Annotated in this window: 11 protein-coding genes; 2 read left to right on the plus strand and 9 right to left on the minus strand. The window is 38.9% G+C overall.

Annotation, left to right across the window (positions count from 1 at the left end):
• Window positions 1-290 precede the first annotated feature (290 nt).
• From MSBR3_RS01780 to MSBR3_RS01820, 9 genes are all read right to left on the minus strand, one after another.
• Entirely contained in the window at window positions 291-1,058 is a 768-nt protein-coding gene (locus MSBR3_RS01780; protein WP_230627678.1) for a C39 family peptidase, read from the minus strand.
• Window positions 1,059-1,080: 22 nt separating this feature from the next.
• Window positions 1,081-1,650, minus strand: coding sequence for a UPF0228 family protein (locus MSBR3_RS01785; RefSeq protein WP_052723238.1), 570 nt, complete (start codon window positions 1,648-1,650; stop codon window positions 1,081-1,083).
• Window positions 1,651-1,677: 27 nt separating this feature from the next.
• A complete protein-coding gene (locus MSBR3_RS01790; RefSeq protein WP_048106030.1) occupies window positions 1,678-2,889 on the minus strand; it encodes a C39 family peptidase in 1,212 nt (403 codons plus the stop codon).
• A gap of 575 nt (window positions 2,890-3,464) precedes the next feature.
• The gene (locus tag MSBR3_RS01795; protein ID WP_048106032.1) at window positions 3,465-4,202 is read right to left on the minus strand and encodes a M48 family metallopeptidase; all 738 of its coding nucleotides are present in this window, start codon (window positions 4,200-4,202) and stop codon (window positions 3,465-3,467) included.
• Between the two features lie 165 nt (window positions 4,203-4,367).
• The gene (locus MSBR3_RS01800; protein ID WP_048106034.1) at window positions 4,368-5,135 is read right to left on the minus strand and encodes an ABC transporter permease; all 768 of its coding nucleotides are present in this window, start codon (window positions 5,133-5,135) and stop codon (window positions 4,368-4,370) included.
• On the minus strand, window positions 5,122-6,078 hold the full coding sequence (locus MSBR3_RS01805; RefSeq protein WP_048106036.1) for an ATP-binding cassette domain-containing protein: 957 nt from the start codon (window positions 6,076-6,078) through the stop codon (window positions 5,122-5,124). The genes MSBR3_RS01800 and MSBR3_RS01805 overlap by 14 nt, the downstream gene beginning before the upstream one ends.
• A 202-nt stretch (window positions 6,079-6,280) precedes the next feature.
• Window positions 6,281-6,562 (minus strand): type II toxin-antitoxin system RelE family toxin, encoded by a 282-nt coding sequence (locus tag MSBR3_RS01810; protein WP_048106037.1) that lies wholly within the window; start codon window positions 6,560-6,562, stop codon window positions 6,281-6,283.
• Entirely contained in the window at window positions 6,559-6,747 is a 189-nt protein-coding gene (locus tag MSBR3_RS01815; RefSeq protein WP_048106038.1) for a hypothetical protein, read from the minus strand. Before MSBR3_RS01815 ends, MSBR3_RS01810 begins: the two co-directional genes overlap by 4 nt.
• Window positions 6,748-7,125: 378 nt before the next feature.
• On the minus strand, window positions 7,126-7,509 hold the full coding sequence (locus MSBR3_RS01820; RefSeq protein ID WP_048106039.1) for a hypothetical protein: 384 nt from the start codon (window positions 7,507-7,509) through the stop codon (window positions 7,126-7,128).
• 695 nt (window positions 7,510-8,204) lie between these two features.
• Here MSBR3_RS01820 and MSBR3_RS01825 point away from each other — a divergent pair.
• Both MSBR3_RS01825 and MSBR3_RS01830 read left to right on the plus strand, forming a co-directional pair.
• On the plus strand, window positions 8,205-10,115 hold the full coding sequence (locus MSBR3_RS01825; protein WP_230627680.1) for a hydantoinase/oxoprolinase N-terminal domain-containing protein: 1,911 nt from the start codon (window positions 8,205-8,207) through the stop codon (window positions 10,113-10,115).
• Between the two features lie 450 nt (window positions 10,116-10,565).
• Window positions 10,566-12,617, plus strand: coding sequence for a hydantoinase/oxoprolinase N-terminal domain-containing protein (locus MSBR3_RS01830; protein WP_048109887.1), 2,052 nt, complete (start codon window positions 10,566-10,568; stop codon window positions 12,615-12,617).
• Window positions 12,618-12,813: the final 196 nt, after the last annotated feature.

The raw sequence follows: 12,813 nt of genomic DNA on the forward strand, positions 1-12,813 counted from the left end.
CCCCCGATATTGTTTATTTTTTACTTTAGTGATTCAATTGGAAATTATGTGTTAATTTGTACATACCCTTTCATCAATTATAGGTATTAGTTTATTCATAAACAAAACAATGCCTTATTATAAATAATTGAAAAGCAGCAGATTACCGCATTGGACTTAAAATCTTTCAGAAAAACAGTAGAACCAGTAATTACCTTGTAAATATTATTCTTATCGGTTTCTAAAAAATGAGGAGTTAAACTCCTCATATATATGCTACCAATCTCAGTCTTCGATAGTATTTTCCAAGCTCAGAAAATCACATAAATACGTTGAAGTTCTGGACTATTTGATACAGCTTCCCAATACTCGCCTTTACTGGGAGCTGGGTCCTGAATGTATAAACAGTCTTCTGCGCTATCATAGAAAACCCAATATCCAGCACAAGCTCGACAATGAGTATAAGTGAGACTATTGAAGGGTCTAAGATAGTCAATTTCACTCATTGCTTTAGTAAAAGATAAAACACTAGTTTTGGACGACCTCGTTGCCCCTAATCCTCCATCACTTCTAGATAACTTATACCAAGATAGTGCCGCAGCAGGGGTAACTCCAACAATGTTACCGTTTGTCCCACCCATTTTTTGATATATGTAATCTTGGGTATAAGAGTAGCCATGCCACGCAGCAATCATTTTAGCAGTTGCTGGAACACAGTAAAAATTCTTTTCTTGAACATACAAGGGAACATCAAGTAGTACTTTTGTATCTGTTGTTGTAGACATTTTTGAACTGATATTTAGTTTGTTGCTTAGTTTTTTAATATTTTCTTCAGTAATTGGCGCACTGATATCAATTCCTATATTATTTACTTCTTGTTCTACTGTTTTAGTAAGCTGTTCACTCTTCTGCCAGTCTTTTAAATTCTTGTCCAGTTTATCCTTCGATATCTTTTCATACATTGACCAAACTCCAAGCTCGGTTTCAGTCGCAGGTTTGTCTTGCACCTCTTCAAGGGTGTATGCATCTACAAATATCCGATGTTCAACTCCAGTAATCTTATCTTTTACTACGGTCATTGCCCCTATTTCATGTGTCTTTTTACCCTTCGATATAGTCTGGGATTACAATCAAAACTTTCTCATTATTCTCAAGCTCATCTTTTATTCTGACTGCATCTTTCTCTGGAATCCAATACTTTGATTCATCTCCAAGATGAATATGACAAAGCAAGGACTCTTTCAATTGAAGGCTATTTTTTTCCAGCATTACAAGTAATTCTTCATCTGGAATAAAATTTTCAGTTTCAGGTAACATAATTATGCTATAATTTCCTTTTTTAATTTCGCTGTAAGAAGGATAATTTTCATCTTTCCCCAGTTCGTTTATTATATCCGTTCTTTTATCTTGACTTGTGATTATATAGTACCTTTTCAGCATGTTATTAGAATCATAATCTATGGTATAGTTCACAGTCATGTTGTAATTCTCAAGAATAGCTTTTACTTCTGACTCGGTAGTTCCATTTTCAAATTGGATATCTAAACCATTTACTTTAGGGGTTTGAGTTTCTTTTATCATATCAATTGAACTTTTCACAGCTAGTCCCAATAGTACTGCAAGAGTCAGAAAAAAGAGAAAAAAAGTAATTTTATTCTTTGTTTTATTCATATACTTCACCCAAAAAGATGAGGAATTTTAACTCCCCACATATATGCGATTACTTTCAGAACCAATTAGTTCCCAATAAGCCATACCTAATGAAGTGGGGGACGGATCACAGATACGCAAATATTGTTCCGAGTCAACTTGTTTGTATCCTCGACAAACTCTAGCATGAGTTCCAGTTCCACTTTTGAAGGGTCTATAATTATTAATTTCAGTAACAGCTTTACTAAAAGTTACATTGGACGAACTATATGCATTAGGTTTATTTAACCCATTACTTGCTTTATAATAAACTAATGCCTCAGTATTATTAAGGCCATTAGGAGCTACCCCACCCATCATTTGATATATAGAATCTTGAGAAGGCTTTGTACCTCTATAATATTTGGTAAGCATTTGAGCACTTGCTGGCTGACAGTAGTAGTTTGTCGTTTGTAAATATACAGTAGGACTGCCGAGATCTTTTTGAATAGCTGTTGCCACTGTTACTGTATCGCCACTAAATTTTTTCATGTTTTCTTCAGTGACCGCCACATTAATATTAACTCCTTTATTAATTGCTGTTTGTTCTATAGATTTAGTAAGATTATCACTTTCCTGCCAGTTCTTTAAATTCTTGTCTATTCCATTATTCAGCCTCTGTTCGTATATTGACCAAATTCCACGCTTTGTTTCAGTCGCAGGTTCATCTGGTATCACCTCAAGGGTATATACATCTACAAATATTCGATATTCGTTTCCTGTTGTTTTGTCCTTTACTACGGTCATCGCTCCTATAGCAGGATAATCGTATACAACCAGCTGAGTTGACTTAATTTTTCCATTTGGATATTCATTTTTGGCGATTTCGATTGATTTTTTCATGGCTTCAGTAGCATTAAGAGGTTTTGAATCAAGTTCGACGAGTTGTACTGAGTGTCCTATCTTTTTATTGGCACCGATGTCGATTCTACCTATTAGACCAGTATTTTTATATACAGAAAATTGATAATACAATTTTTGACCGCTTGGATCATAAAGTTCCAATGGCTTAGGATCAATAGATACCTCAGTCCAGTTTTCAAATCCTGGTGTGTTGGTTGCGATAAAATATATCACATTCGCATTAGCATGCTTAAAGGCTTCTTCGGCAGTTACAGAATAATTATCTTCTTTCTGTGCACTCACAGCTGGTATCAATGCCATACCAACCAGCAGTATTGCTAAAACTAGCGTTCCTACTCTAATTTTGTCCTTAATCATTTTATTACTCCTAGATTTTTCCCTAGGAGGCAGAATCAGGCAAGCTTAAATATTCGCACAGCTAATCATGATAACTGCCTCTCGGGGCTTATCTTATGGAGTTTGGATGACTTGGAAGGTACTTTCAAACTCCATAAACTTCTCCTTACTTAACTCCTTATAACTTTTCCGGCCAATTTCTCTAACTGTATAATTCTTAAACAAATTTCAAGTCTGGATTATTTTTTCATATTTTTACTGTTTAATGATTTGGCCATAAATTATTTATTTGAGTATATGCCCCGACTCATACTCAAATATATATAAAAGAAAAAGTTCTTTAATCTTAAGATACATGAGTCTTATTTGAGTTAATAAATCTAGACTGCTTTGTCTATAGATTATCTAACTCTGACTATACCTGCGTAATCACTTAAAGAGTTCGAAGGATAGGATTAGTAAATTTTATACTGTAATTAGGCAAATTTGTAAAATGTTTTTATTATATAACCAGTGATTAAGTATAAAAGTTATAAAATATCTTAAAATATCCTAATACAAATAACTGATGAAAGTTGGTATCAGCTTTACCGACTTCAAAGTACATATTTCCAGCCCTCCTTTTTCAGGTTATTCCTGTGTTCTTCATAATCAGGCATAAGTTCTCGGACAAGTTTCCAGAACCGTGCAGAATGATTTTTCTCTTTTATGTGGCAGAGTTCATGCACTACCACATACTCGAGCTGTCTTGGCGGGGCCATTATAAGCTGGAAATTTATCCTTAGTATATTCTTTGCAGAACAGCTTCCCCAGCGTTTATTCTGGTGCTTTACCTTAAAAACCGGAGTGGTTACCTCGAGTTTTTTCGAGTAAATCTTCAGAAGCTTCTCAACTTCCTCTTCGGCACATTTGCTATAAAAGTTCCAGACAGCTTTTTTTACCGGAAAGGAAACCTGATCTTCAGAAGTATTCTCAGGAATCTCAACCATGAGTTCAGAATCCTTGAAAAAAGCCAGAGGTCTTTTAACGTTATTCGTTAGTGTAATTCTCAGGGGGTATTCTCTGCCCAGATAAAGATAAATCTCTCCTTCACAATATTGCTTTTTTTGATCAGGCAGCTTGTTTTCCTCGAACCATTCAAGCTTTTTGAATATCCAACGAGCTTTTCCTTCAACCATTCCTCGAATAGTATCAGCACTCAGACCCTGAGGCGCCCGAAACTCGACTTTCATATCCGGACGGACTAAAATAGCCGCTTTCTTTCGTTTTTTACTGTATATAATCTCGTAATTTATAGTCCTACCACAGGCACTGATTCTATCGTTTTTCCTCATCCCGGTTTCCTCAGTTATAACGAGTTTTCAATTCAATGTTTTTTATCGTTCCTTTATTGTTCTTTTACTGTTCTTTTATCATTCTTTTATCATTCTTTTATCATTCTTATTGTTCTTTTGTGTTTTCTTGATTACTTCCTTTAATCCAGGCCTGATTTGCCTTTTTCATTCATTGAATTTTTTATAAAGGTAGTTTGCCGTTACCTGAAAGATCAGGATAAATATTATGATTGCCAGAATATCCACCAGTGGTGAAAAAAGCGATTTACCGGTATAAGCATACTCAATCATATCATTTCCGTAAGTAAGAGGCGACACCAGTGCAATCTGCTGTCCGATCCTGGGCATAACCGATATAGGGATAAAAACGCCGGAAATAAAAATAAGCGGCAGCCTGACCGTGTTGAGTATGGACATAACCTCTCCCACGTTTTCGGTGGGATATGCGGCAAATAGTGTTCCAAGAGTCGCAAAACAGAATGCTGTAAGTACCATGGAAATAATTAGGATCGGTATATTGAGGATAGGCGTATCAAACACAATAACACCGATAGCAAGCGGTAAACATGCAATGCCGAGACTATACAGAAAACCGCTCAGGCTTTCACCCGTTACCAGTGAGTATAAGGATATAGGTGCCGAAAGCAGACGTTCAAAGGTCTTTACCCGCCGTTCGATAGGAATTGAGACAGGTTCTATTGATGAAGCTGAAAACAGGAGAGTAATTGAGATTAATCCGGGAATGAGAGTACCTGGTGGTGTATTTTTTCCAATGGCAAAAGCAAGGAACATGAAAAGTGGGAAAAATAAGCCGGAAACTATGATGTTGGGCTTGAAATAGTAAATCCTCATGTCTTTTTTGGCAATTGCCCATGCAGCAGAGATCTCGCAGGAAAGGCGCTTTACCAATCCTTCATTATCAGTCGATGGCATGGATTCTCTCACCTGTCCGCTGTAGACCTGTCAAGCGTATGAAAACATCCTCAAGACTGGGGCCAAGAGTTGTTATACTGACGACTTTAAGGTTATGTGTATTGGCATAAGCTATCACTGCATTGATAACTTCAGAGGGATCTTCGGTATAGAGCTTAAACTTATCGCCTGATTTTTGTGCTCTATTTACCACTGAAAGGCGGCTAAGCTCATCAAGCTGATCTGCCGAATTATGATCAAAAGAGACCTCTATCGACTGTACGCTCTGTATGGTTTTTTTCAAGGATTCCGGAGCATCAATTGCAACAATATGCCCTTTATTGATAATTGCTACCCGGTCACACATAACATTTGCCTCCTCAATATTATGCGTCGTTAAAAAAACAGTTACACCCTCGAGAACAAGATCGGCAACTACATCCCGAATGATGATATTGCTCTGTACATCGAGCCCGGAGGTTGGTTCATCCAGGAACAACAAACGTGGGCTATTGACCAGTCCCATTGCAAGCGTGAGACGACGCTTCATCCCCTTTGAAAATCCATGCGCTTTATCATTGCGCCGGTTGTATAATTCAAACTTTTTGAGCAGTTCCTCTGCCTTTTTTTCTCTTTCTTTTCGTCCCACATGGTAAAGCTCGGCGGAAAACATCATGTTTTGCCATGCAGTAAGGTCGTCATAAACGTTTGAATTCTCGGACACTATGCCCATTGACTGCCGTGCGGCAATAGTGTCATGCTCAATATCATGGCCAAAAATAGTTGCTGTTCCAGATGTCGGTCTCGAGACTCCAGTCAAAATACGAATGGTGGTGGTCTTGCCAGCACCGTTGGGACCCAAAAAACCAAATGTTTCTCCCTTGCCAACCGAGAAAGTAATATCATTAAGTGCAGTAAGAGAACCAAATTTCTTGATTAGATGAGATACCTCAATTGCTTGCATATATCCTGATATCGTGTTTAAAACTTAAATCATTCTCACAACCTTTTTTCAAAATACGCGATCACAAAAAAACAGTACTTGATTAAAAACAGTTCTTGACTAAAAATAGTGCTTAACCGAAAAACAATAATGTTTGACCAAAAAACTGTGCTTGACCAAAAACCAGTACTCACGAATGTTGTCTTTGATACTTTGCTTCTATTTATGCATAAGCGGTGTACATATTATACGCCTTCGTGTAATGCTCAAAAGCCAGCATGGTAAGAATGTTTGCGTCACGGTCAAAAGTGTAAACCAGCACAAAGGGCCCAATATGAATTCTCCATTTGTCTTCAAAATCGGCTTCAAGGGGAATGCCAATTTCCGGCCTGTAAGCCAGAAAGCGAAGACGATGTTTCACGTAATCGTAACCTGGCCTGTCAAGCCTATACAAATTTTGAAGGTTTTTACGGACTGAGGGATGAAGGGCTACTTTATATGTCATTCCTCTACCTTCTCGAAAAGTTCGTCAAGCTCATAAGCAGGTATCTGATGGATCAAACTATCCTGTTCCGCTTTACGGATTTTAGAAGAGAAAGATGGCTGAAAAGCAGCTTCAGGCGGATACTTGATCTCATTATATTTATTCTCAAGCTCTTTTAGCTGGTTGAAAATTTCTGCAAGTGTCATACCCACCAGCCCAATCGGTTTATAAATATAAAGATTTCAGAAATTTTCTTTTAATTCTAAGGTACTTAAGGTGTTCTTAGAACTATGTTTAAAGACATACTTTAATATAACGGTTTATATAAATTATCTAACTTTAAATTTGAAGATTGAACTCAGAAACGAAATTAAAATTAGTTCTCAGAATGTTTTTAAATTCCAGAATTTTACTTCATAATCTGAAATTAGTGCTATTTTTCGCAGCTTAGGGTTAGTGTTAATTTCCCATGAGCTGTAGCATTTTTAATTGTAATAGGTTTTGAAAAGGTATTGTTCCTTTCCATAAACCACGTCAATTCTTTTCTTAATCATCCTGAACTTAACCGACTTTCCCTTGATAAATCAAAGCTGATCGTTAATTCTTTTTTCATAGCTCTTTGATGGCTTCCATCCCTCAGTTACTAATGCTTCCAGTACTGTATAAACTCTGCGATCTGTGGTTCCGCTTTGTTCTGCTATCTCATCTATGGCTGCTTTAGGGATCATTCCGTCATTCCTTGCTTTACACTGGACCAGCAATGAAGCTATTTCATTGAATGTCTTTTTTGCCCCATTAAATTTTTTTGTCTCACTGTAGTCTTCTGTGCCTGATAAGTTCAGAAACTCTCTTGCAAACTGTTTTGATGTTTTACTAACATTCACTCCCTTCTCAGGTGTCCATTCTAAAAAGTCCAGTTTGCATGCTTGCAACTCTGCAAGATACATTTCGTCATTTTGATCTCCCATAAAGTTCACCAACTCCTAAAATTACGATTTCTGTTCAACTCTGTTCTTCTATTAGATTCAATTCTTCTATTGCTTATTGGATGTCGAATGATAAAGTACTTTTTAATTCAAGATTTAATCAGAAGTATGGCCTATTCCAAAACCAACTTTTTTCCAAACTCATAGATGTCTCACAATTACTTGCCTTCTTACCTTCCTTATTGTCATTTCAGAGTGCTGTTTCAGGATTGGCATTCAAAACTAATTTTGAGTTTCGGAATTAGGCTCAATAATTAATTATGAGCCCATCCTGAAGTCCACTTTATTCTTAGTTGGAATTTTCAGAATTGTTTTCATGATCATGAGCTTGATTGATTGTTCGAAATACGAAGCCTAAGAGGTAAGTTTCAAGTTTTTGAATGAGCTTTATACACACATGCTCAGATGTTTTTACTAATTTGCTTTGGTCTCACTATTTTTTTCGAATCCTAATCTTTAATAATCGATTATACTACTTGCATTAAAATCATTTTAGACTTTTTCCTTTCTATTCGTCAAAAATCACTAAATTTTCCCTAAACTTTTCCAATCGCATATTATGCACATGAATAAAATACTTTTAAATATAATATATGCCCGGCAATTTTAACTATCCAAACTATATCATGAACCCCAATTCTAAAAAATAAGTAGGAGGCATTTAGATACAGTACAGCATGGGTATTGATGCAGGAGGCACCTACACTGATTCGGTCATCATTCGGGACTCAGATGGCAAAGTGATGGACTCGAACAAGGCGCTTACCACTTATCCCGACCTGCTTGAAGGAATCAGGAATTCCATAGACGGCCTGGATGAAAAATATTTAAAAAATGTAAAAATGGTTTCGGTCTCAACAACACTTGCCACAAACACAATCCTTGAAAAAAATGGCTATCCTGTAGGTTTGATCCTCGTAGGAAATTATGAAATTCCGGAAAGAGCGGATGTTGAATTTTATACTGTAATAAAAGGAGGTCACGACCATCACGGAGCCGAACTTGTTTCACTTGATATGGAAGCTGTAGAAGCTTTTGTCAGTAAAATTAAAGATAAGGTTTCGGCTTTTGCAGTTTCTTCCTATTTCAGTATCCGAAACCCTGCCCATGAACTGGCAGTCAAATCCCGTATCCAGGAGCTTACCGGGATGCCTGTGGTCTGTGGACATGAACTTTCCCTTGACCTTGGGGCCTACGAGAGAGGGATTACAGCCTACCTGAATGCTCAGTTAATTCCTGTTGCAAACCGGTTTATTCTCTCAATCAGGGAAGAAATATCCAGGCGGGGAATGAGTTCCAGGCTGCTGATGCTCAAATGTGACGGTTCGGTCGTGGGCATTAACGAAGCCCTGGAAAAACCAATCGAGTCTATTTTTTCGGGCCCTGCAGCAAGCCTTATAGGAGCATCCCATCTTTCAGGGCTTGAAACCTGTGCGGTTATTGATGTAGGTGGGACGAGTACGGATGTTTCCATGCTCGAAAACGGGCTTCCTGAACTTTGTACTGACGGAGCTGTAGTCGGAGGCTGGCAGACAAAGGTTAAAGCTATTCGAATGGAAACCTCAGCAATGGGAGGAGACAGCCATGTCTGGGTCAGGAATATGAAACTAAATATCGGCCCAAGGAGAGTTATCCCACTCTGCGTTGCAGCGGTCAAATATCCTGGTTTTCTCGAAGTCCTGAGAAAAGGGAGAATCCCTGGCACTATGCATCTTGACGAAAATGTGCAACCTACTAAGTTTTTTGTAAGGACTGGTGTTGCGCCCTCGAATCTAGGAAAATTTGAAACAGAACTCTTTGATAGGATAGGAGATTTTCCTGTATCGCTTAATGATATTTTCTGGGAAACCCAAAAAACGATTTCTCCTGGTTTGCTTGATTCCCTAATAAGAAAGCGCCTGATCCAGGCAATAGGTTTTACTCCAACCGATGCACTTCATGTTCTCGAAGAATATACAGCCTGGGATCAAGAAGCTTCAAGGATAGGAGCAAAACTTCTGGAACGCTATACCCAGACCGATAATATCGAGCTCTGCAAACAGATAAAGCAGAACGTTGCAAGGAATATGGCCTTAAATTTAGTATCTTTCATCCAGAAGGATGTGCCTTCTCCCGAAATCGAAAAAATCCTGCTTTCCAACAGGTTTACACAGTTCAGAATGAAAATCCCTGTTGTACTGATAGGAGGCCCTGTAGTCGCATACACCAGGGAGTTAAAGCAAATTCTCGATGCCGATATCATAATTCCCGATCATGCTGAAGTAGGCAACGCTGTCGGAGCCGTTGTGGGCAAGGGCATAAAAAGAATTGAAATCCTGATTAAAAACGCCTATTCGAAAGACAAGAAAAGACTTGTTCTTTTATTTTCGCCTCAAGGCAGGGAAATTTTTGGAAGCTATCCTGAAGCTCTCGAATATGCAGAAACCCTGGGAAGAAAACTCATCATGGAGTACATGACCGAAGCCGGCCTTGATAAAGAACAGGTCCAGATCGAAGTAAATAAAAAAGATATTTCTTTGAGTGAAGCAGGACCCATACCCATAGAGACAAAACTTGTTTTTGTCGGGGTAGGGATGCCGAAAATCTGAGTTCCGGATAATCGCTCCCGGAACTTTTATATATTTTTCCCCAATAGTGCAAATAATATAGTTGCTGAGTTCAATATTTGTTCTTGATCTCTCACCTGTTCTAGAATCTCTCATCTGTTCCTGAATAGCTGTTTGTTTCCAGAATTATATCCGAAACAACTTCTTATTCTGAAAAAAAGATTTCAGGTGGGCTGAACGGGACTTACCAAATTCAATTGAACCGAGTATATTGAACTGAACTGGCTATATTGAACTGAACTGGCTATATTGAACTGAACTGTCCAGATTGAACTGACAAATGATTGGATTAATTTTCCTTATTTTATGGTAAGAAAATCAGAAAATAATTAAAAATGGCATAAAGGAACAGCATTACAAATGGTAAGGAAAGGGTAATGTAAAAACATAGAACGTGAAAGTGGAGGTATAAAAATGGTACATAATTCGAAAATGGCATATGATCTGGGTATTGATGCAGGTGGAACTTATACTGATTCGGTTTTAATTCGGAAATCGGACGGAAGAGTTGTATGCTCAAACAAGTCCCTCACAACCTATCCTGATCCTCTTGAAGGAATAAAGAAGTCAATTGACGGACTTGACCCTGAAAAGCTAAAATTCGTGACTGTAGTTTCGGTTTCAACTACTCTTGCCACCAATACTATCCTCGAGGGAACAGGATATCCTGTTGGGCTCATTCTTATCGGAAATTATGATATCCCTGAAGATTCGGGAATTGAAAACTGGATTATGGTAAAGGGAGGACACGACAGTAATGGTGAGGAAGTCACAGCTCTTGACCTGTCAGCAGTAGAGAAATTCGTACTTGAAATAAAAAACAGGGTTTCGGCCTTTGCAGTCTCTTCTTACTTCAGTGTGCGAAATCCGGAGCACGAGCTGCAGGTAAAAACCCTGATCCAGGAACTTACAGGGCTGCCTGTTGTCTGCGGGCATGAACTGGCCCAGTCACTTGGGGCTTATGAAAGGGGAGTTACTGCCTACCTTAATGCCCAGCTCCTGCCTGTAGCAGAGGGGTTCTTAAAGACGGTAGTTAGTGAGATCGAAAGAAGAGATCTCAACCCGAGAATTGCCATGCTCCGTTGCGACGGCTCTGTAGTAAGTATGCTTGAGGCCATGAAAAAACCCATAGAATCGGTCTTTTCAGGCCCTGCAGCAAGTCTTCTTGGAGCTTCCTATCTGTCCGGACATGAAACCTGCATTGTAATTGACGTTGGAGGAACAAGCACAGATGTTTCCCTGGTCCATAAAGGACTTCCATACCTCAGTGAGGCAGGAGCAGTTGTAGGTGGCTGGCAAACAAAAGTCAGAGCATTGCGTATGGAGACCTCGGCTATGGGTGGGGACAGTCATATCTGGGTCAAGAGTGGCGATATACACATAGGCCCCAGGCGGGTTATTCCTCTCTGCAGGGCAGCAGTCCTGTACCCCGATTTCATAAGCACTCTGAAAAAGCGCTGGATTCCCGACCGCCTCAAGCTAGATGAACATATCCAGGCAACAAAGTTCTTTGTCCGGACAGAGCAGAAACCTGTCAATTTGAATCGTGAAGAAAAAGAGCTACTTGCTCTTATACGGGACGAACCGCTTTCCCTCAAAGATGTTTACTGGGACAAAAATATTCTTCCTTCAAAGAGAGTAATGGATTCTCTAATCCAGAAACGGCTTGTTCAGGTAATCGGTTTTACTCCAACAGATGCCCTGCATGTACTTGGGGAGTATACTGAATGGAATGTCGAAGCCTCGGAAATCGGAGCTACTCTACTTGCAAACTTCATAGGAATTGACAGACATGAGTTCTGTTTCAATGTGAAGCGGCTCTTTGCAAAGAACATGGCAAGAGACCTCATTGCTTTTCTGATGGAAGGAGTGGACAGGGTCGAAATTGAAAAAATGTTCGATGGCAATTTCTTCGCTCGCTTTAAAGTGGATATTCCTGTTGTCCTGCTAGGGGGTCCGGTAAAGGCGTATGTGGACGAACTGAAGAAGCTTGTAGATGCAGAAGTCTTTGTTCCCGAATACTCAGAGGTTGGAAATGCCGTCGGAGCTCTTGCAGGAAAAGGGACAAAACGTATTGAGATAACAGTGCGTACGCTTTATAGTGAGTCCAAGTATGACCTTAAAACAAAAGGGATCTTTGTATACACTCCTGTAGGAAGGAGGCATTTCATAGTCCGGAGTGAAGCCCTGGAGTTTGCTGAGGCATTCGGGAGAAAGCTGATTCTTGATTATATGGCTGAGTCCGGGCTTCTCCCTGACCAGGTTACAGTTAGTGTACAGAAGAAGGATATAAAAGTCCATGCAGGTGAAATTCCGATAGAGACAAGATTTATCTTTGAAGGGGTTGCAAATTCTAATGTCTATGAAAAAGCTCTCACTGGACAGAGGAAAAAAGATGAAGGCTTTACAGAACTAACCGAGCAGTTTCATTCGCTGGATTGTAATTCTCATAGAGATCTTTCTATCTCTGAGCATTATGAGTGAAAAGGATAAAGTTCATAACTCTGGTATACGTTTCAGAAATGAGAGAGAGAATTATCATCCTAATAGTCCAGCTTGCTACAATTAAAAAACTTAAAATGACTCTAAAGTTATTATATGAGTCTATCCCAAAACCAATATAATGCCAGAATAGGAGTTATAATATTGGCGGAGTAGATTAGATAACGTTTTGGGATAG

Origin of the sequence: Methanosarcina barkeri 3 (assembly GCF_000970305.1) — an archaeon.
Lineage (GTDB): Archaea > Halobacteriota > Methanosarcinia > Methanosarcinales > Methanosarcinaceae > Methanosarcina > Methanosarcina barkeri_A.